General features: G+C 64.5%; 12 protein-coding genes. 11 read left to right on the forward strand and 1 reads right to left on the reverse strand.

The features are described from left to right. Positions 1–1,658: chemotaxis protein CheA (locus V3572_RS07340; protein ID WP_332110332.1), on the forward strand; the 1,658-nt coding region annotated here is incomplete at its 5' end. Positions 1,659–1,684: 26 nt separating this feature from the next. On the opposite strand, the gene V3572_RS07345 is transcribed toward V3572_RS07340, so the two are convergent. Beyond that, the gene (locus V3572_RS07345; protein WP_332110333.1) at positions 1,685–3,190 is read right to left on the reverse strand and encodes a M28 family metallopeptidase; all 1,506 of its coding nucleotides are present in this window, start codon (positions 3,188–3,190) and stop codon (positions 1,685–1,687) included. Between the two features lie 453 nt (positions 3,191–3,643). Here V3572_RS07345 and V3572_RS07350 point away from each other — a divergent pair, with 453 nt between their 5' ends. The 10 genes from V3572_RS07350 to V3572_RS07395 form a co-directional block, all read left to right on the forward strand. Continuing rightward, on the forward strand, positions 3,644–4,822 hold the full coding sequence (locus V3572_RS07350) for an ABC transporter substrate-binding protein (RefSeq protein WP_332110334.1): 1,179 nt from the start codon (positions 3,644–3,646) through the stop codon (positions 4,820–4,822). Between the two features lie 24 nt (positions 4,823–4,846). Continuing rightward, positions 4,847–8,149 carry an ATP-binding protein gene (locus tag V3572_RS07355; RefSeq protein ID WP_332110335.1) on the forward strand — a complete coding sequence of 1,101 codons (3,303 nt, stop codon included), beginning with the start codon at positions 4,847–4,849 and terminating at the stop codon, positions 8,147–8,149. A 44-nt stretch (positions 8,150–8,193) separates the two neighbouring features. Further along, positions 8,194–8,601, forward strand: coding sequence for a response regulator (locus tag V3572_RS07360; protein WP_332110336.1), 408 nt, complete (start codon positions 8,194–8,196; stop codon positions 8,599–8,601). Positions 8,602–8,674: 73 nt separating this feature from the next. Further along, positions 8,675–10,621 carry an esterase/lipase family protein gene (locus tag V3572_RS07365; RefSeq protein ID WP_332110337.1) on the forward strand — a complete coding sequence of 649 codons (1,947 nt, stop codon included), beginning with the start codon at positions 8,675–8,677 and terminating at the stop codon, positions 10,619–10,621. Beyond that, complete coding sequence (locus V3572_RS07370; protein ID WP_332110338.1) at positions 10,618–11,646, forward strand: Lnb N-terminal periplasmic domain-containing protein; 1,029 nt, start codon at positions 10,618–10,620, stop codon at positions 11,644–11,646. Before V3572_RS07365 ends, V3572_RS07370 begins: the two co-directional genes overlap by 4 nt. Before the next feature lie 165 nt (positions 11,647–11,811). Next, a complete protein-coding gene (locus tag V3572_RS07375; protein ID WP_332110339.1) occupies positions 11,812–13,014 on the forward strand; it encodes an efflux RND transporter periplasmic adaptor subunit in 1,203 nt (400 codons plus the stop codon). Positions 13,015–13,182: 168 nt separating this feature from the next. Further along, positions 13,183–16,314, forward strand: a complete 3,132-nt coding sequence (locus tag V3572_RS07380; protein WP_332110340.1) for an efflux RND transporter permease subunit — start codon at positions 13,183–13,185, stop codon at positions 16,312–16,314. 77 nt (positions 16,315–16,391) lie between these two features. Continuing rightward, positions 16,392–17,138 (forward strand): DUF3313 domain-containing protein, encoded by a 747-nt coding sequence (locus V3572_RS07385; RefSeq protein ID WP_332110341.1) that lies wholly within the window; start codon positions 16,392–16,394, stop codon positions 17,136–17,138. Between the two features lie 12 nt (positions 17,139–17,150). After that, a complete protein-coding gene (locus V3572_RS07390; protein ID WP_332110342.1) occupies positions 17,151–19,631 on the forward strand; it encodes a glycogen/starch/alpha-glucan phosphorylase in 2,481 nt (826 codons plus the stop codon). 175 nt (positions 19,632–19,806) lie between these two features. Beyond that, on the forward strand, positions 19,807–22,094 hold a 2,288-nt coding region (locus tag V3572_RS07395), incomplete at its 3' end, for a mechanosensitive ion channel domain-containing protein (RefSeq protein WP_332110343.1).

Here is a 22,094-nt window from a genome sequence, read left to right on the forward strand (position 1 = left end):
CCCCTGCCGCCGCCACGTTTCGCGTCCGCTTCGCCCCCCGGCGGACGGAAGGCGTCCTGGCCATCCTGGACGAACTGCGGGGACTGGGGGCGTGCCGGGTGGAGGCGGATCTGGCCGAGGTGCCCCTTCTTTCCGAGTTCGACCCCGCCGCCTGTCCGGCGCGGTTCACCGTCCTGGTGACGACGGACAAGGGCGAGAACGCCCTGCGGGATGTGTTTCTTTTTCTCGACGACAGCTCCGAGGTCACGATCTCGGCCGTCGAGGAATGGGAGCTTTCCGACGCCTGGCAGGCCCTTGCGGCGTCGCCCGCCGGGGATGCTGGGGCCTTGCCCGCACCGGCCCCGGACGGCCTTGCCGCGCCACAGGCCGCGCCCGCATCGGATGCGGCCCCGTCCTCCCCGGCGGGCGACGCCGTCTCCCGGGAAAACGGCGCTTCAATTCCTGTGGCCCCCGTGGCCCCCGAGGCCGCCAAAGTCGCGCGCAAAACCCCTTTGAAGGAGGCGGTGCACAGCCTGCGGGTGGACGCCGTCAAGCTCGACGAACTGGTCAACCTGGTGGGGGAATTGGTTATCGCCCAGGCCCGTCTGAGCCAACTGGCCGGGGACATCCGCCATCCGGCCCTGACCGGCGTGGCCGAGGAGATCGAGCGGCTCTCCAACGAGCTGCGGGACAACACCCTGGGCATCCGCATGTTGCCCATCGGCACCACCTTCAGCCGCTTCCGGCGGCTGGTGCGCGACCTGTCTTCGGACATGCAGAAGCAGATCGAGCTGGTCACCGAGGGCGGCGAGACGGAACTGGACAAGACGGTCATCGAACAACTCGGCGATCCCCTGGTGCATCTGTTGCGCAACAGCATCGACCACGGCATCGAGCTGCCCCGGGAACGCATGGAGTGCGGCAAGCCGGCCGTGGGGACGATCACCCTGTCCGCCGAACATGCGGGCGGGGAGGTGCTCATCCGCATCATCGACGATGGCCGGGGCATGAATCCGGAGAAGATCCGGGCCAAGGCCGTGGAAAAGGGGCTGGTCGCCGCCGATGCCCGGATGACCGACGCCGAGATTTTCAATCTGATCTTTCTTCCCGGCTTCTCCACGGCCGAGAAGGTGACCAATGTCTCCGGTCGAGGCGTGGGCATGGACGTGGTCAAGCGGGGCATCGATTCCCTGCGCGGCAAGATCGACATCCAGAGCGAACCGGGAGCGGGAAGCCGCATCATCATCAAGCTGCCGTTGACCCTGGCCATCATCGACGGATTGCAGGTCAGATCCGGCGGGGAGCATTACATCATCCCCCTGTCCATGGTGGAGGAATGCGTGGAGCTGTCGCGGCAGACGGCAAGCCTGTCGGGACGCAACCGGACCATCCACCTGCGCGGGGAGCTTGTGCCCTACATCCGGCTGCGGGAGGTGTTCGGGCTGCCGGGCGACGCCCCGGCCATCGAGCAGGTGGTGGTCACCCGTCACGAAGGGGAACGGGCCGGGCTGGCCGTGGACGAGGTGGTGGGACAACAGCAGACGGTGATCAAAAGCCTGGGCAACTACATCGGCAGCGTGGAGGGCATCTCCGGGGCCACCATCAACGGCGACGGGTCCATGTCGCTGATCCTCGACGTGCCCACGCTCGTGGCCTCGGTCAAGCGCCAGGCGGCCTAGGGTCGTGTCTTTAAACGGCCTGTCCCTCATTCCTCCCCGGTCCCGAGGAGGAGCAGGGACGGGCCGGTGATCGCGGGCGGCCCGGACAGGGGGATGGCCAGGTGGGCCACGGCGCCCAGGGACGCCTTGACGTGGGCCGTGCCGTAGCCGAGATTCAAATATTGCAGACGGTCCAAATTCAGATTGCAGTGGTAGTTCGGGTTGAAGTTGTTGTCGTCCTCAATGGCCATGATCGCCGGAAACTGGTTTTCCCAGAAACTATAGTGATCCCCCTCGTCGTTATTCTCGGAAAGTATGACCGGAATGAGACTGTCAGAAAGACCATACCCGTTGATAACGTTGACGAATACATTGGCGATAACCATATCTTCCTGATATCCTGTCGGATTTGTCGCGGCGCGCGTGTGCAGGTTTTGTACGGGGTTTTGCTGGGTGCTGTAGGAGATCATATCCAGATTCAAAACGCCCACGAGCTCTTCTTCGTCGTCTTTAAGCTTTTTCGCATACGCGGCGCTGCCAAGAATGCCGTTTTCCTCACCGGTAGTGAAGACGAAACGGATGTCGTTTTCAAAGCGGTTGTCTTTCATGATCCCGGCCGCAACCAGAAGGGCCGCGCAGCCGCTGGCGTCGTCATCCGCTCCCGGGGCCGGATCGGCCGGATTGTCGGTTGTGTCGTTGATGCTGTCCAGGTGGGCCACCATGAGGACGACCCCCGAAGAACTGGACTGTCCCGGCAATTCTCCGATCACGTTGCGCCCTGAGTACTCGCCGCTGGTCCATTCCTGGAAGGAGACCGTGAGGCCGAGGGCCTGTAGTCGCTCGTAAATGTAGAGGGTGGCCTTCGTGATGGGGATGCCGGAGGAGGTGTGCCTGGTGGTGAGGGTGTAGGGCTCCCCCTCAACCGTGATCGCCGTCTCGCCGCTGAGGCCGGAAATGGCGTCGGAAAACGCCTTTTGGGTGACCTTGTCGAGCATGGCTTGGACCTGGGGATGTGTGGAAAAGGCCGTTCGGGCGGTTTCTCTCCTGGCCTTGGAGATCGCATAGTCGATGGGGATCTGCCGGAGCAGCCGGGGGGACAGGCCCATGCGGACCAGGGCTGCGGTGCGTCCAGGCGCGTCGCGGACGATGATCCGGCGGCCGTCGTCGTACAGGACCGGCACGGTGTCCCGGGCCGTCTGGCGCGCGCCGGGCCGACGCTCGGCGCCCAGGAGATATCGGGTGTGGGGTGGGGCCTCGTCAAGGGCCGTGTAGGCGATCCCTGATCCCTGGAGTTGCCCGGGGGTGGCGATGACCAGGGCGTAGGAGAGGCCTTTCCCGTCCACCAGCTCGGAATGGATCGGCAGGGGGATGTCGCCAATGGCGCCTGTGACGTCCACCCGGGCCAAAAGGACCGTGGGGGCTAAGGCGGTGGGGCCGCCGTTTCCGGCGGCCAGACCCGGCCCGGGCCGGGTGACGGCGACAAGGACGGCCAGGACCAAGGCCAGGACCAGGATCAGCCTTCCGGCGTGGGACGTTGACGAGGCCTTTTGCATGGTCGCCTCCGGCGTTGAAGCCGTATCCGTTTACAGGTTAGGCATCTGCAAACAATGGCCACCCGAAAAAGTTGAAGCAGGAAGGGGTGATGCCGGATGATTCTGCACGGCGTATCGCGTGCGGGCATTCGGCGGCATATGGCGGCATGGGCATGGGCTTTTCGGAAAAATGGGTTTGCCGCGCCTGGAAATGCCGACACGAGAGACTTGTTTTGAATCATACCCCGGTATTCGCTATGTTGGCAAGATGCGTGTTGTTTTCATGCGAAGCGCGGGCGGCGCGGAGCCATATCGCCAGGGAAAACATCACCCAGAGTTGAGTCTGGTTTTCTCTTCTGCGTCATTATTTCTCCGTAAGCTATGCCTTGTTGTCTTATTGGCGTATCAGGCGCATCGAGCGTGACGACGCTGGGTGAATTTTGCGGGTCCGGCGGAACGTATGGAGAAACCGATATGAAATTGTGCAGGATTTCACCCGCCGTCTCTCTCCTTATGTTGTGTCTGGCGCTGCCCCAGTTCGCCGCCGCAGAGCAGAAATATCAGCCCGTGCATGAAAACGGCGGGGAAAAATGGCGCATCGGGTTTTATCAGGGTGGCGAATACAACGACTATGCCCCGGTCACCAAGGCCCTGGCGGAGCGTTTGGCGGCTCTGGGATGGATCAAGCCGTCCATCGGGGAATGCCTGGCCACGGCCAGGGACTCCGCGTCGGTCTGGACCTGCCTGGCTCAGGCGGACAGCGACTATCTGGAGTTCGTGGCCGACGCCTTCTGGACGGCGCAGTGGAAAGACGACCTGCGCCAGGCCCGGCGGGCCGATTTCATAAGCCGGGCCACGACCCGGCGCGACCTGGATCTGGTCCTGGCCCTGGGAACCTGGGCCGGTCAGGATCTGGCCACGGACGAACACGATATCCCCGTTGTGGTCTGCTCCACGTCAAACGCCCTGTTTTCGGGGATTGTCGCCAGCGCCGAGGATTCCGGCCACGACCATGTGCATGCCCGGGTCGATCCCACCCGGTACGCCCGGCAGGTCCGGCTGTTCCAAAGGATCGTGGGGTTTAAGAGGCTGGGCGTGGTCTATGAGCATTCCCGGGAAGGGATCAGTTATGCGGGCATGGACCAGATCGAGCCCCTGTCCCGGGAACTCGGGTTCGAGTTGGTGACCTGCGAGGCGCCGTTTTCCGGCGTGACCCTTGAGGCGGCCGAAGGGGCCGTCCTGGCCTGCCATGAGGAGCTGGCCGCCAAGGTGGACGCCGTGTACCTGACCATTCATCGCGGCCTGAACATGAAAAGCATCGGCAGGCTTCTGGAGCCGCTTTTCGCCCGCAACATCCCCACCTTCGCCATGGGAACCCTCTACGAGGTCAACGCCGGGGCCATGATGAGCATGGCCCAGCCGGATTTCCGGTATGCCGGGGATTTCTACGCCGAGACCATGGCTCGTATTCTGAGGGGCGAGCGGCCACGGGACATCAGCCAAATCCTGCTCGACCCCCAGGACGTGCGGGTCAACATCGCGGTCGCCAAACGCATCGGATTCCATCTTCCCGTGGACATCATAAGCGACGCCCAGGAAACGTTGAGCGTCATTGAGGATTATCCAGAACAGCCGGATTCGGCTGGAAAATAGACGGTCAAAGGCACATCCCAAACCATGTTCCATACCTTTTCAGCGAAAATCATTTTTGTGATCATCGCCACCATCGCCGTCATGGCGGCGGGGATCGCCGCCACATCCTGGAGGCGCATCGCCGAGACCAGTTATGCGGCGCAAAAAAACTCGGCCGTCAACATCCTGCGCCTGGTCGCCCAGAATGTTCAGAACCAATATAACCAGCTTGTGGATTTCGAGGTGGAGTTCATCGTCAAGCGTCGGGAACTCCTGCAACAGGAGAACGCCACGGTCCTGGCCCACCTCGGCGTCCTGTCGCGAATGTCCCAGGAGGGGAAGATCCCCGAAGAACAGGCGAAGCGCCAGGCCTTGGCGTGGATAGACGATCACAGGACGCCGCAGCGGGATGTCATCGTGTTCGACAAGGACGCGGTCAGTTTGTCCCAGGCCGACCGGGCCATGATCGGCAAGCCGTTGACGGGATTTCGCAACATTCGCGGCGGGGATGCCTTCGCCGACATGATCGAGCGCCTGGACAACGCCCAGGAGAATTATGCGGTCATTTCCTGGCCGACCTCCCCAGGCGGCCCCCTGCGCAAGCAACTGGCCATCTCCTCCGCCTTCCCGGCCTGGGGATGGGTCATCGCCAGGACCGAACCCATCGACAGCCTGGAGGACATCGTGGCCTCCAAGCGCGAGGCCATTCTCAGGGACGTGAGCCGGACCATGCAGGAGGTCGGTCTCCCGGGATCGGGTTCTTTGTTCCTGGTGCGCGGCGACGGGGAACTCCTCATGCATCCCGCGAGTCCCCGGGGGCCGTTGGAGCATTCCCTGGCCACAGGCCTCATGCCCCACCTGAAGACGGCCGCACAAACCCCCGGCGTCCCGTTCTTCTTTCCATGGCCGGTCCCGGGAAGCCAGGAGCCGCCAGGCCAGGAGATCGTTTTCGTCGAATATTTCAAGCCCTTTGATTGGTATATCTGCTATAGCCTCAGGGGGGAGGCTCTGGCGGCTGCCGCCACGGGCCTTATCCGGGAGCTCCTGGAGATCGTCCTGGTGGCGGCCTTGTTGGGCATCGCCACCCTGCTGTACTTTCTGCGGCGCTTCACCAAGCCCGTTGTCGAGCTCATGGAGCTGGTCACGGGACTGCCCGAGCGGGAATTCGTGCTCGACCAGCGCGGCCGTGAGGCCCTGGCCATGCTCTCGGAAGGTCGGGCCGACGAGGTCGGTCGATTGAGCGAGGCCTTCCGGGGGCTTTTGGGGCGGCTGGAAAGCCATCTGGAGGAGTTGGACCGGCTCGGCCGGGAGCGGGCCATGCACATCCGGGCCCTGGAAAACGCCACGCTCACGCTGGAGGCCCGGGTGTCGGAGCGAACGGCCAATCTGCTGCGCGCCAACGAGCTGCTCACCCTGGAGATACGCCAGCGGGAGGAGGCCACCGACTCCCTGCGCAGCAGCGAGGAGAAGTTTCGGGCCCTGGCCGAGAGCATGCCCGGCATCGTCTACCTCGTGAAAAACGACGAACGGTTCTCCATCCTGTATCTCAATGACTATGCGGCATGCCTGACGGGATATTCCACGGAGGATTTCCTGGAAGGCTTTGTTTGTTTTTTGGATCTTGTGCATCCCGACGACCTGGCGGGCGTGCGCAAACAGACCGACCAGGCGGTGGCCTCCAACACGCCTTATCGGCTGGAATATCGCATCCGGCGCAAGGACGGGCAGTGGCGCTGGATGGAGGATCACGGCGCGGGGGTGGCGGCGGCGGACGGCGGCACGGCCTATCTTGAAGGGATGATCAACGACGTGACGGATCGCGTCGAGGCCCAAAACATGCTGCTTGCGGCCAAGGAGCAGGCGGAGGAGGCCAACCGGGCCAAGTCGGATTTTCTGGCGAACATGAGCCACGAGATTCGCACGCCCTTAAACACCGTCCTGGGCATGACCGAGCTGCTTGAGGAAACGGACCTGGCCCCCCGCCAAAAGCGGTACGTCTCCAACCTGGCCGTCTCCGGCGGGCAACTGCTGGAACTTATCAGCGACATCCTGGATTTCTCCAAGATCGAGTCGGGAAAACTGGACATCGATCCGGAGCCGTTTACGCTTGGGGACATGCTGCGCGATGTGACCGCCATCGTCCGCCCGGCGGCGGAGAAAAAAGGCCTGGGCTTCGAGGTGCGCCTGGACCCCGGGGCGGGCCTCTGGCGGCTGGGAGACGTCACCAAGATCAAGCAGATTCTTGTGAACCTGGCCTCCAACGCGGTCAAATTCACCCCCTCCGGAGACGTGTGCGTCAGCGTATCGGCCGATGTCCACGACGTGCAGCGGCTGCTGTTTTGCGTCACGGACACGGGGGAGGGCATCGCCAAGGACAGGCAGCAGGCGATTTTCGACAAATTCACCCAGGCCGATCCCACGGTCCACACCCGGCACGGCGGCTCGGGGCTCGGGCTGGCCATTTCGCAAAGGCTGGCGCAGGCCATGGCCGGAAAAATCTGGCTTGAGAGTGAGCCGGGCCGTGGGACGACCTTTTTTGTCGAGCTGCCCCTGCCCTGCTGCCCGCCGCCTGCCGCTGCCAACCCGGCCGACCTCCCGAGGCCGCCGACTCGCCAAACGCCCTTGCGGGTTCTGGCGGCTGAGGATGTGGCCGCAAACCAGGAAGTGATGCGGCTGTATCTGCAGGACGCCCCCGTGACGCTGGCCTTCGCCGCCACGGGGGAGGAGGCCGTGGCCCAGTGCCGGGCGCAGCGCTTCGATGTGGTGTTCATGGATATCGAAATGCCCGGGATGGGCGGCCTTGAGGCCACCCGGGCGATCCGGGCCCTGGAGCGCGAAACGGGCCGTCCGCCGACGCGCATCCTGGCCTTGACGGCCCACGCCCTGCCCGAATTCCGGGCCAGATGCCTGGCGGCCGGGTGTGACGGTTTTTTGGTCAAGCCGCTGACGAAGCGCGACCTTTTCGCGGTGCTCGGGCTTAAGGCCGCCACGGCCCTGTCCGACGCGCAAAGCGAAACGTCGCCCGCCCCCCCGGCCGACGCGGGGCCGGGGCTTGTCGAACACATTCCCGAGGCGCTCAAACCACTGCTGCCCGTGTTCTTTCAATCTGTGGACAGGCAGTTGGACGAGGCCCGGTCCAGGTTTGGGGCGAAAGACTGGGACGGCCTGCGCCGCATCGGGCATACGATTAAGGGAACGGCCGCCACCTACGGCATGTCCGGCCTGTCGACCTTGAGCCACGCCCTGGAAAGGGCGGCGCGGGAAGAGAATATGGCGGGCATGCGGACTTCCCTGGAAAAGCTCTGTGAGGCCCGGGGGCTGCTGAAAATCGAATATCGGCCAGGATGAGGCCGATATTCGAGGAAGCCGGAGTCATCGAGAAAGGAGGGGCCATGAAGTTCCTGATTGTCGACGACGATCTGGCCATGTGCCAGATCCTGACGTTCTACCTGGCCCGGTATGCCCGGTGCTTTTCCGCCACCAGCACCACAGAGGCCTTGAAGCTCTTCACCCAGCATCTTCGGCAGGCGCCGTTCCATACGGTGTTCATGGACATCGAGATGCCGGGATTCAAAGGGCATGACATCGTGGAGCTGTTCCACGACGCCGAAGAAAAGAGCCATATCTCCGAGAAGCAGCGATTCAACCTGGTCATGGTCTCGGCCCATACTGATTTGGATAACATCAACATTTCCCTGTATAAAAACCGGGCGAAATGCTTTATCAAGAAACCCTTCACCGAAGACGAGCTCCTGCAGGAACTGCAGGCGGCAAGGATACTGGGCGGCCACGCGATGTAAACCCATTTTCCGGGGAATGTTGATCTGTTAAGGGCCTGGCAATGCGAAGGAGCGAAAGCGGGGGAACATGGGTATGCAATCGGTTTGCGTTTGGCTTATACGGTGCATCCGCAAAAACGCCATGTCCCGGCATGTGGGAGCCGTTCTTGCCGTCGTGCTTGTCGCCGCCCTGGCCGCCGGGTGCGCTGGCGTCACGGTCAAACGGGTGGACCCCGGCAAGAGGGTGGAGTCGTTTGATCGCAGTGCGCTTTCTTCCAGCAGGCCCAGCGAACGCACCCTCGCCTTCCTCAAACAGCGGGATCTGGAAGACTATTGGAAAAGCGACCCCCTCGGGCTCATCATCATGCTCGACGCGCAATACCGTGACGACCCCTCTGGGGATACGCTTTTTGCGCTTATGGAGATCTGCCACCTGGAGGCCGAACGGAGCAAAGCCGTCCCGGAAGACGCCGCCGTCAGGCGTCTGTCGTGCGCCCTGTACGCCTACCTGTACCTCCTGAGCCTCAAAGACAACCCGCGAGGCAACCTGTACCACCCGTATTCGCGCCTGGCCGCGCAATTCTACAACAGCTCCCTGGCGAGATATCTTCTGTATGCCCGGGAAACCGGCCTGCGGTATGAACAGGGCCGCAAGCTCAGGCTCCTGGTCGGGCATATCGAACTCGACCGGAGGTTTTCCGAGTTGTCCTGGAACCCCGAGGAGTTCGCCGGGTTCAAGCTGGCCTACGAATACGAGGTGGGGGGGCTTGAGACGTACAATGTGAATCCGGGGCTCGGGGTTCCCGTGGCCCTCATCCGGAAGCAGCAGGAGCGGGACACGGCCCGGCCCGAGGACAAGTACCTTCCGACCATCGAGCAGACCTACGCGGCCACCGCGTTTTTGCGCATCAATCCGGAACGGGTGAGCGGCAACGCCTTCACGGCCGATTTCGAGCTCTACGATCCCATGGAGACCGACTCCATCCGGCTGGGCGACGTATCCATGCCCCTGGAGATCGACCTCACCACGCCCCTGGCCTACATGGTCGCCAACGCCCCCTCGCCGCAGGGAATAACCGGCCTGACGGACCCCGAGGCTACGGCCCCGCAGCAGGGCCTGTACATGTTGCAGCCCTACCAGCCGGACAAGATTCCGGTGATTTTCGTGCACGGGCTCATGTCCTCCCCCCGCACCTGGCTGAGCATGCTCAACGGCCTCATGGGCGATCCGGTCCTGCGCCGCCGCTACCAGTTCTGGTTTTTCAAGTACCCGACGGGCAATCCCGTGCTGTATTCGGCGGCGACCCTGCGCGATTCCATCACCCAGGTGCGGATGACCTTCGACCCCGAGGGCAAGGATGCCCAGTTCAACAAGATGGTCATTGTGTCGCACAGCATGGGGGGGCTTTTGACAAAGACCATGGCGCAGTCCAGCGGCACGCACCTGTGGGACATGTTCTCCGATGTCGACATCAAGGACATGGACATCACGCCGGACGAGAGGGCGTTTTTGTCCAGGCTGTTTTTCTTCGAGCCGCAGCCTGCCGTTTCGCGGGTGGTGTTCATCGCCACGCCGCACCGTGGGGCCGGGATGGCCCTGGGCGCCATCGGCCGCATCGGCCGGGCCCTGGTGACCCTGCCCGCCACGCTCGTCAAATCGACGGCGGGCGCCTTCGCCCATTTGGCGAAAAAACGTTCGTCCCATGCCTCGCAGGCCATGCACAACCTGGATTCCCTGCCCACGGGGATCGATTCCCTGTCTCCGAAAAACCCCGCCCTCGCGTATTTGGTGGAGGCCCAAATCCAGGTTCCCTACCACTCCATCATCGGCAACGACCGCGAGGCCAAGCCCGGCGGCACGGACGGCGTCGTTCCCTATGCGAGCTCCCACCTGGACGGGGCCGCGTCGGAGCTTGTGGTGTATTCCGGCCACAACGCCCAGGAGCATCCCCTGGCCATCCGCGAGGTGCGGCGCATCCTGTTGGAGCACCTCGGGGAGGCCCCCCGTACAGGCGAAAAGGCCGGGACGGGGCGCCCATGAAGGCGCTGCGGGCGCTTTCGCGCCTCGCGGCCGCCGCCGTGGCGGCCCTGGCGACCGTCTGGGCCAGCCTGGCCGCCTACTGGTCGGACATCCCCGGCCAGACCGGGAGAACGGCCCTGGCGGCGGGCATCGTCCTGGCGGCGGTCCTGATTTTTGCGGGCATCCGGCGGCGAGCCGTGGCCTATGCCGTCTTTGCGGCCGCGCTGGCGGGTTTTTCCCTGTGGTGGGCCGCCATCCCCGCCTCCGGCGTCCGCGACTGGCAGCGCGACGTGGCCGTGCTTCCCTTCGCCCAGGTGCAAGGCGACCTGGTCACGGTGCATGACATCCGCCATTTCGCCTACACGACCGAAACCGACTACAAACCGGGCTACTACGACAAGGCGTTCGACCTCAAGACGCTTGATTCCGTGGACCTGATCGCGGTCTACTGGATGGGCGACGCCATCGCCCATGTGATGGTGAGCTTCGGCTTCGGGGGGAGGGACTATCTGTGCCTGTCCATCGAAACGCGCAAGGAGGTTGGCGAAGCCTATTCGTCGGTCAAGGGCTTTTTCAAGCAGTACGAACTGACCTATGTGGTCGCCGACGAACGGGATCTGATCCGCCTGCGCACCGGTTACCGCAACCCTCCGGAAGACGTGTACATCTATAGGACGCGCATGACGCCGGAAAACGCCCGCCTGCTTTTCATGGAATACGTCAAGGAGATAAACCGGCTGCACGAGACGCCCGAGTTCTACAACACGCTGACGACGAACTGCACCACGAACGTGGTGCGGCACCTGCGGGCCTTCGGCGGCAAGGCCCGGTACAATTGGAAGATCCTGCTCTCAGGCTATGCGCCCCGCTACGCCTACGAGATGGGGGCCCTGGACGACGCCCTGCCCTTCGAGGCCCTTCGGGCCGCAAGCCATGTGAACGGCAAGGCCGCCTCGGCCGGGGATGCAGACGATTTTTCGGCCCGGATCAGGGAGGGCCTGCCGGGCGTTCCGCCTTGCGCCTCCCGGGCGGCCGTCGGCAAGTGAGGGGCGGGGTGGCGGAGGCGAGTGGAATTTTCATTGCCTTTCCATAGGGCTCTGGTATTATTTCAGTAGGGTGCATGTCCTTTGCGCGTATTTTTCGCGTCAAATTTTCGTTTTGCATGGATAAGGAAAAAAACGATGCCCGAGTATCCTCCAAAAGGAGCCCGCATGATGTCGCCGCGTTTCAGATCCGTTTCTCCGACCCTGGTTTTCCTGTTCTCGATACTTCTGATGTTGTGGTCCTGCGGGGGCGATGAAGATGCGAAAAAGGCCGCCGCGCCCGAGAAGGCCCCCCCGGCCGTGCCGATCAGGGCCATGGCCCCGGTGAGCCGCGACGTGCCGGTGTTCGGCGAGTTCGTGGGCCGCACCGACGCCAAGGAGACCGTGGAGATACGGGCCCGGGTGGAAGGGTTCCTCAAGACGCGCCTTTTCGAGGAAGGCTCCCTGGTCAAGGCCGGGGACGTCCTTTTCGAGATCGAGTCCCGGCAGTACGACGAGGCCATGAGACGCGCCCAGGCCGATCTGGACCGCCAGCAGGCCCTTTTGGCCAAGGCCGCCACGGACCTGTCCCGGTTCGAGGCCCTTTTCAAGCAGCAGGCCATCAGCCGCGACGAATACGACACCAAGGTCACCAGCCAGAAGGATATGGCCGCCCAGGCGGATCGGGCCAAGGCCGAGCTTGAGACCGCCCGGCGCGACTTAAGCTACACCAAGGTCGTGGCCCCCATCTCCGGGCGCATCGGCAAATCCCTGGTCAAGCCCGGCACCCTGGTGGGCAAGGGCGAAAACACCCTGTTGGCGGAAATCTCCTCCACCGATCCCATCTACGTGGACTTCAACATCAGCGAGCGCGAATACCTGCTCCTGGTCAAGGACATGGTGGAGGCCCAAAAACAGGGAAAATCCTCCGGAAAGGCCGAACTGACCCTGATTCTGGCCGACGATTCGATCTATCCCCACACCGGCGAGGCGGAGATGGCCGACCGGGCCGTGGACTCCAAAACCGGCACCCTGCCCGTACGGGCCAGCTTTCCCAACCCCGACGGCATTCTCAAGCCCGGCCAGTTCGCCAAGGTGCGGGCCCTGGTGGACACCCTGGCGGGCGTTTTGTGCGTGCCCCGGCGGGCGGTCGTGGATGTCCAGGGGGTCAAGACCCTATACGTGGTCGGCCCGGACGGGACCGTCGAGGCCAAAAGCGTCACCCTGGGCCCCGTGGTGGAGGATATGGTGGCGGTCTTGAAGGGACTTGCGCCGACCGACGCGGTTATCGTCGACGGCGTGCAGAAGATCCGTCCCGGAATCAAGGTCGCGGCCCAATCCGAGACCCAGGCCGCCGGGCAGCCCGCCGCCGCCAAGCCTGCCGGAAACTGAGCCGACCGTCTTTCGGCCACGAATCCGGTGACCGGGCAGGGGCGGGACGTTTAGCCCGGCTGTTTTCCTGGTCCGATGGCGCCTGAAAGCAGGGGCGGGGCGTTCTCCCGTTCCTCCGGCCGCAGCGCCCCGGGCCGTAACCTCTCTTCCTGAAGGCGACGGCATCCCATGGTCAATTTCTTCATCGAACGCCCCATCTTCGCCTCGGTCTTGTCCATCATCATCACCCTTATCGGGGCCATCTCCATCTTCACCCTGCCCGTGGCCCAGTATCCCGACCGCATGTCGCCGCCCATGGTCCAGGTCCAGGCCAACTACACCGGGGCCGGGGCCGCCGTGGTGGAGGAGACCGTGGCCGCGCCCATCGAGCAGGAGGTCAACGGGGCCCAGGACATGATCTACATGAACTCCGTCAGCTCCAACGACGGGCTCATGACCCTCAACATCTCCTTCGACATCAGCCGCAACCTGGAACTGGCCACCGTGGACGTGCAAAACCGGGTGCAGCTGGCCCAGCCCAAGCTCCCCGACGACGTGCGCCGTTCGGGCATCACCGTGAAAAAGCAGACCCCGGACATGGTGGTGGCCGTCAATCTCCTGTCTCCCGACGGCAGCCGCGATTCGCTGTTTTTGGAGAACTACGCCCGCATCAACATCGTGGACGCCCTGGCCCGCATCCCCGGCGTGGGCAACGTTTTTTTGGTGGCGGATCTGACCTACGGCATGCGCGTCTGGCTCGACCCGGACAAGCTGGCCAACCTTGGGCTGACGGCCTCGGATGTGGCCGCCGCCCTGCGGGAGCAGAACATCCAGGCCCCGGCCGGACAGCTCGGGCAGCCGCCCACCCCGGAAAACACGCCCTTCCAGATGACCGTCCAGGTCAAGGGCCGCCTGACCGACCCGGCCGAATTCGCCGACATCATCCTGCGCGCGCAGGAGGGCGGCAACATCGTTCGCATCAAAGACGTGGGCCGGGTGGAGCTTGGGGCCCAGAGCTACAAGGCCTTCACCCGCTTAAACGGCCAGCCCACCTCCACCATCATCATCTACCAGTTGCCCGGGGCCAACGCCATCGAACTGGTGAAGCAGGTGCGGGCCACCATGGCCGAGGTGGCGGCGATTTTCCCCACGGGCATGGAATACCGCATCCCCTACGACACCACGAAGTTCGTCACGGCCTCCATCGAAGAGGTCATCCACACCCTGTTCGAGGCCATCGCGTTGGTTTTGGTGGTGGTCTTCGTCTTTTTGCAGAACTGGCGAGCCACGGTCATCCCCATGATCGCCGTGCCCGTGTCGCTGGTGGGCACCTTCGCCTTTTTCAACATCTTCGGGTTCTCCATCAACACCACCACGCTGTTCGCCCTGGTTTTGGCCATCGGCATCGTGGTGGATGACGCCATCGTGGTGGTGGAGGCCGTGCAGCACAAGATCGACCACGGCGGACTCTCCCCCAAGGAGGCGGCCAAGGCGGCCATGGCCGAGGTGGCCGGGCCGGTGGCGGCCATTTCGCTGGTGCTCATGTCCGTGTTTCTGCCCGCCTCGTTCATGGGCGGCACCACGGGGCGGCTGTACCAGCAGTTCGCCCTGACCGTGGCCATCTCCGTGGCCCTTTCGGCCATAAACGCCCTGACGCTCTCCCCGGCCTTGTGCGCGCTCATGCTGCGTCCGGCGGGCACGGGCACGGGCGGCCCCCTGGGCTGGTTCTTCCGGGGGTTCAACAAGGCCTTCGACGTGGTCACCCGGGGCTACGGCGGCATCGTGCGCCGGGCCATCCGGCTGGCCTTTTTGACCCTGGCCGTGCTTGGGGCGGTCTACGCAGGCACGGCGGGCATCCTCAAGGTTCTGCCCACGGGATTTGTGCCGGACGAGGACATGGGCTATTTCTTCGTCAACATCTCCCTGCCCGAGGCCGCCTCCCTGGGGCGCAACGACGCGGCCACGGCCAAGGCCGAGGCCGTGCTCATGAACACCCCGGGGATCGCGGACGTGCTCACCCTGGGGGGATTTAACGTGCTCATCGGCGGCTATTCCTCCTACACCACCATGATCATCCCCATCCTGACCCCCTGGGAGGAGCGCAACACGCCGGACCTGTCGGTGTCGGCCATCATGGACCGGCTGCAACGGGAGTTCGCCGCCATCCCCGAGGCCCGCATCAACGTCATCGACGCCCCCACCATCCCGGGCATGGGCACCACCGGCGGCTATACCTTCGAGTTGCAGAGCCGGGGCGGCGGCGATCTGGCCGGGCTCGACGCCGCAGCGCGCGGCTTCCGGGAGACGGCCATGCAGGATGCCGCCGTGGGCGGGCTTTTCACGGACTTCAGCATCAATGTGCCCCAGCTTTTCTTCGACGTGGACCGGGCCAAGGTCAAAACCCAGGGTGTGCCCCTGGAGTCGGTCTTCGAGTCCATGCAGACCTACCTGGGCGGCCTGTACGTCAACGATTTCAATAAATTCGGCCGTACCTACCGGGTGATGCTCCAGGCCGAGCCGCGTTTTAGGGCCAAGCCCGAGGACATCGGCCGGTTTTTCGTGCGAAACGCGCACGGCGACATGCTGCCCCTGTCCACCCTGGGCTCGGTCTCGGAGATCAAGGGGCCGGAATACATCCGGCGCTACAACCTGTACCGCACGGTGGAGTTCAGCGCGGCCACGGCCCCGGGGCAAAGCTCGGGGCAATTGATGGCGGCCCTTGAAGACGCGGCCGGAAAGCTGCCCCAGGGCTTCGGCTACGAATGGACGGGCATCGCCTTCCAGGAAAAAAAGGCCGGGGCCCAGTCGGCGGTGGTCTTCGGGCTGGCCCTGGTGCTGGTCTTCTTGGTGCTGTCGGCCCAGTACGAATCCTGGTCCATCCCCTTTGCGGTCATCCTGTCCATCCCCTGCGCCGTGCTCGGGGCCATGGGATTTCAGATGCTGCGCGGCTTCGACAACAACGTCTACGCCCAGATCGGCTTGGTGGTGCTCATCGGCCTTGCCGCCAAAAACGCCATCCTGATCGTGGAGTTCGCCAAAATGCGCCGGGCGCAGGGGCTTGGCCTGGCCGACGCCGCCGTGGAGGCCTCGACCCAGCGGCTGCGGCCCATCCTCATGACCTCGTTCGCCTTCATCCTGGGCGTGGCGCCCCTGGCCATGGCCACCGGGGCGGGCGGCGCGGCCCGAAGCACCATGGGCACGGCGGTCATGGGCGGCATGATCGTGGCCACGGTGTTGGGGCTGGTGATCGTGCCGGTGCTGTACACGACCATCCAGGGATTCTCCGACCGCCTGGGCGGCAAGGGTGGGAAGAAGCCGTGATGCATGGTTGACGGAAGTGTAAAAAATACAAATGAACACCAACGACAGTCCCGAGCGGGGACACTGTGGAGAACGGCATGACCATATCGTGGCGGCGTCTGTTTTTCGTCTTGCTGGCCTTGACCCTCTGCGCAGGGGCGGGCTGCAAGTCCATGAAGGCCAAACCGTCGGCCGGCGCAGGATTCGTCCCCATGGATCAGATGGCCAACCGCGAGGATCTGCCGTTCCAGAAGGTCTGGGTCAAATCCGGAGCGGAATGGAAAAAATACACGACGTTGTACATCGCCAAGGTCAATACGTCCTATCTGATGAATTCGACCTGGTGGCAGCAGTCCGTCCGCAGCGCCGACATGCAAAAGGACGTGGCCGAGGTCGCCGCCTATATGCGCGACGCCTTCCGGAAGGCCTTTGCGGCCGATGCGAACAATCGCTTCAGGATCGTGGACGCCCCCACGCCCGATTCCCTGACCCTGGAGCTGGCCATGACCGAACTCGTGCCCAGCCATGTGGTCATGGAGGCCCTCTCGCTTGTCGCGCCCTATGGGTCCGGAGTCGCTGTTCAGGCCGCGGCCAAGGGGTCGGAATCCAAATGCACCGTGGCCTTCGAGGCCAAGATCATCAACAGCAAGGATAGGCAAGTGCTGGCCATGGCTGCCGACCGCGAGCAGGGCAAGGTCGCGCCCATCAACCTCAACGCCCTGACCTGGTACGGCGAGGCCCGCGTCATCATCGACGAATGGGCCGGGCAGTTCGTGCAGATCGCCAACCGGCGCCCGGGCGAGGCGGTCAAAGACTCCAGCCCCTTTACGCTTTCGCCCTGGTAGAAGGAGACAGCCATGCCCAAAGGCCCCGGAAAGAAGTCCTGCCTCGATGTCCGGACGGATTGCACGGCGCCCGGTCTGCGGCAGGCCGTCCTCGACAACCTGTACTACGTCAGCGGCAACACCCCGGTCACGGCCAGCCCCGACGACTGGTACAGCGCCGTGGCCTACAGCGTGCGCGACCGCATGCTCAAGGCCTGGAACGCAGGCATCGAGAGGATCACCGAGGCGCTCGACCTTCGGGCCGTGGCCTACCTGTCGGCCGAATTCCTCATCGGCCCGCAGCTTGGGTCCAACATCCTGGCCCTGGGCGTCGCCGCGCCCCTGCGCGAGGCCCTGGCCATGCTTGGGCAGGATCTGGACGCCATCGTTTTCGGCGAGCACGAGCCGGGCCTGGGCAACGGCGGCCTGGGGCGGCTGGCGGCCTGCTACATGGACTCCATGGCCACCCTGGGCGTCCCGGCCATCGGCTACGGCATCCATTACGAGTTCGGCATGTTCACCCAGACCATCCGGGACGGCTGGCAGATGGAGATGGCGGACAAATGGCTGCGCAAGGGGTTCCCCTGGGAGATCGTGCAGCACGAATTCGCCGAGGAGGTGGGGCTGGGAGGGAGCACCGAGACCTTCCTCGACGCCGGGGGGCGGCTTCGGGTACGCTGGAACCCGGAAAAACGGATTCTGGCCGTGCCCCACGACATTCCCGTCATCGGCTACGGCGGGACGTTTTGCAACGTGCTTCGGCTGTGGAGCGCCGAGGCGGTGGATGCGTTCGACTTCGGTTCGTTCACCTCCGGCGATTACGGCAAGGCCGTGGAGGAGAAGATCCTCTCCGAGACCATCTCCAAGGTTTTATATCCCAACGACGAGCCCTACCAGGGCAAGGTGCTGCGCCTTGGACAGCAGTATTTTTTCGTGTCCGCATCGCTCAAAGACATGCTGCGCGTGCAGCAGATGCTGGGCAAGCCCCTGGACACCTTCCATACGACCTTCGCCATCCAGCTCAACGACACCCATCCGGCCGTGGCCGTGGCCGAACTCATGCGCCTTCTGGTGGACGGACACGGCATGGAGTGGGAGAGGGCCTGGGCCGTCACCACGAAGTGCTTCTCCTACACCAACCACACGCTTTTGCCCGAGGCCCTGGAGAGATGGCCCGTGGAGCTTTTCGGCGGCCTCCTGCCCCGGCACCTGGAGATCATCTACGAGATCAACCGCCGCTTCCTGGAGGAGGTGCGCGCCGCGTATCCCGGCGACGAGGGCCTGGCGGCCCGGCTGTCGCTTATCGACGAGGCCTCGCCGCGCAGCGTGCGCATGGCCCATCTGGCCGTGGTGGGCAGCCATGCCGTCAACGGCGTGGCCGCGCTGCATACGGAGTTGCTCAAAACGCACGTCATGCAGGATTTCGCCGCCCTCACGCCGCAGAAGTTTTGCAACGTGACCAATGGCGTGACCCCCAGGCGCTTCCTGGCCCTGTGCAATCCGAGGCTGGCGGCCTGCATCACCTCGCGCATCGGCCCGGCCTGGATCAACCGGTTCGAGGAGGAGATCGGCAGGCTTGAGGCCTTTGCCGACGATCCCGGGTTCCAGGCCCAGTGGCGGGGGATCAAGCGCGAGAACAAGGCCGTGTTGGCGGGGCTGGCCCTGGAGCGCCTGGGCGTGGCCCTGAACCCCGACGCCATCTTCGACGTCCAGGTCAAACGCTTTCACGAATACAAGCGCCAGCACCTGAACATCCTGCGGGTGATCGCCCTGTATGGCGCCATAAAACGCGACCCCGGAGCGGAGTTTTCGCCCCTGGCGGTGCTCTTCGGGGGCAAGGCCGCGCCGGGCTACTTCATGGCCAAGCGGATCATCAAGCTCATCCACAACGTGGCCCAGGTGATAAACGGCGACCCGGACGTGGCGGGGCGGCTCACCGTGGCCTACATCCCCAATTTCAACGTGCGGGTGGGGCAGGTGGTCTACCCGGCGGCCGACATTTCGCAGCAGATCTCCCTGGCTGGGAAAGAGGCCTCGGGGACCGGCAACATGAAGTTCGGCATCAACGGGGCCGTGACCATGGGCACCCTCGACGGGGCCAACGTGGAGATGCGCCAGTGCGTGGGCGAGGAGAATTTTTTCCTGTTCGGGCTGACCGCCCCGGAGGTGATCGAGGTCAAACGCAACGGGTACGATCCCCGGGCCTACGCCGCCACCGACCCGGTCCTGGCCGAGGCCCTGGACATGATCGCCTCCGGGGCCTTCTCCTCGGGCGACCGGGACATTTTCCGGCCCATCGTGGACAATCTTCTGTACCAGGACGACTACATGGTCCTGGCCGACTTCGCCTCCTACATGCACTGCCAGGCGTCGGTCATGGAGGCCTGCCGGGACACGGCCCGCTTCACCCGGATGTCGATCCTCAACGTGGCCCGGCTTGGGAAATTCTCCTCGGACAGGTCCATCCGGGACTATTGCCGGGACATCTGGAACATCACGCCGGAACTTGGGTAGCGTCGCGCCCCCTGGACGGCGCGCCAGTCATGCGAACAACAAGGCGGGGTCGGATTGCCCGCTTTGCCATGCGAAGGCCAAAATGGCGACGGACACCATGGGCGACGCTTCGTTCCCGCAGGCGTCCGGCGGGAAATCCGCCTGCCCCATAGGAAGAGGCCCTATCGGAGACATCATGAAACAGTCGCCTGCGGCCATCCTTGTCGTGTGCGCCGTGTCCCTTTTTTTGGCCTTGGGCCAGACGGCCTCCGGGGCCTCAATGCCCGGTTTTGCGGCGAAGGCGTCCAAAAAAGACGGCCCGCCCGCAGCCGCGCCCCCGGTGGCTTCAGACCCGGATGCCCGCCTGGCGGCCATGACCGATGCCCAGGCCCGGACGCTGCTGCTGGAAAAACTGAGCGCCGAGGCTGCGGCCTCCCGCGTGGCCGAGACGCCGCCGGGACAGGCGCCGGTGGCCCTGATCGTCCTGTTTCATGGCCTTGAATCCGGAATCCGGGGGTTCGCCGTCCGGGCGGCGGGGCGTTTCGAGGCGGCCCGGGCGGAGTTGTCGGACGCCGGGGGGATCGTAAGCCGCCTCACGGACGGCCGGGGCGCCGGGCATCTGGCCATGGTCCTGGCGCAACTGGGCTTGGTGCTGCTCGTCTGTCTGTGGGCCGCCCGCTGGTCGCAACGGCTGGCCGGGCCATGGCTTCGGGGCGACCGCCGGGGGGCCGACCCCGGCCGGTTCTGGCGGTTGCGGGCCTTCCTGCTGCATGCCTGTGTGCGCGGCCTGGCGGCGGCGGTGTTTTACCTCGTCGGCTTTCTCCTGGTCCTGGCCGTCTTTCCTTCCCACGGCCCGGAACACGGCATGGCCGTCATCGTCATCGTGGCCGTGACCTATTTTCTTCTGATCCGGGCGTTCGCCTTCTGTCTTCTCTCGCCGGACAACGCCTCCCTGCGGCCCACGCCCATGGCCGACGCCCATGCCCGGACCCTGTACGCCTGGCTCATGGCCATCGCCTACGGCGGGCTGGTCTGCGCCGTGGCGAGCGCCATCCTGGAGCAGGCGGCCCTGGCCCCGGCCCTGGCCCGCGTGGTCCATGCCTGCGCCGGGGCGCTCACGGGGGGACTGCTGGCGGCCATGATCCTGGCCAACCGGCGGCGCGTGGCCCAGGCCATCTCCGGCGGGGCTCCGGACGCCGCCCCGGGCGCGTGGCGGACGGCCCTGGCCAGATACTGGCATCTCCCGGCCCTGGCCTATGCCCTGCTTTTGGGCCTGTATTGGACCGCCCAGGACATGGTGTCCGAAATTCCCATTTTGCGTCTGATCCTGAGCCTGTTCCTCATCCCGGCCTGTATCGGCCTCGACCTCTGGGTCCGCCGCATCCTGGCCATGGCGGCCGGCGAGGACCAACAGATCATCCCCATCTCCTCCGGCGACGCCTCGGCCGCCGTCCCGCCGGACGGCCCGGCCGCCACATCCGGCGAGCCGGGGAAAAAGACCCTGAGCCAGTACATCCCGCTGATCAAAAAGACCGTGCGTGCGGCGTTGATCGTGTTTCCGGCCTTCGTCATGCTCCGGCTGTGGGGCGTGGAGGTTCCCCTGGGCTGGCTGTTGGCCCGAAACGTGGCCAGCATCCTGCTGGTGGTCGTGGCCGGGCTGGTCATGTGGGAGATCATCCGCATCCGGATCGACCGCAAACTTCGCGAGGAGATGTCGCTTGGCGGCGAAGAATTGGAGGAGGGCGGCGGCGCGGGCGGCTCGCGCAGCGCCACGTTGCTCATGCTCCTGCGCAAGTTCCTCCTGTGCGTCATCGTGGTCATGGGAACCCTGGTGGTCCTGTCGTCGCTTGGGGTGGACATTGCCCCGCTTGTCGCCGGGGCCGGGGTGGTCGGCCTGGCCATCGGCTTCGGGGCCCAGACCCTGGTCAAGGACATCATCTCCGGCGTCTTTTTCCTGATCGACGACGCCTTCCGGGTGGGGGACTACGTGGAGGCCGGAACGGCCAAGGGCACGGTGGAGCAGATTTCGCTTCGCTCCATGAAGCTGCGGCATCCGCGCGGCATGGTCTTCACCATCCCCTACGGCGGGCTCAAGATCATCCAGAACTTCAGCCGCGACTACATCGTGTCCAAGCTGGATTTCCGGGTCAAATACGACGCCGACATCGACAAGATCCGAAAGATCATCAAGCGCATCAACAAGGAGATCATGGGCAACGAGGAGCTGCGGCCCGGGATGTTAAGCGACATCAAGTCCATGGGCGTGCGCAAGATGGAGGACTCGGCCATGATCCTGCGCATCAAGTTCCGGACCATCCCGGGGCATCAGTTCCTGGTGCAGAAGGAACTCTACCGCCGGGTGCAGGAGGCCTTCCTGGAGAACAACATCGACTTCGCCCACCGCAACGTGACGGTGTATTTTCCGCCCGAAATGCAGGCCATGGTGGGCGGCGCGGCCTCGCCCGAGGCCTCGCGCGCGGCCAT

The organism is Desulfolutivibrio sp., assembly GCF_036584575.1.
In the GTDB taxonomy this organism is placed as follows: domain Bacteria; phylum Desulfobacterota; class Desulfovibrionia; order Desulfovibrionales; family Desulfovibrionaceae; genus Desulfolutivibrio.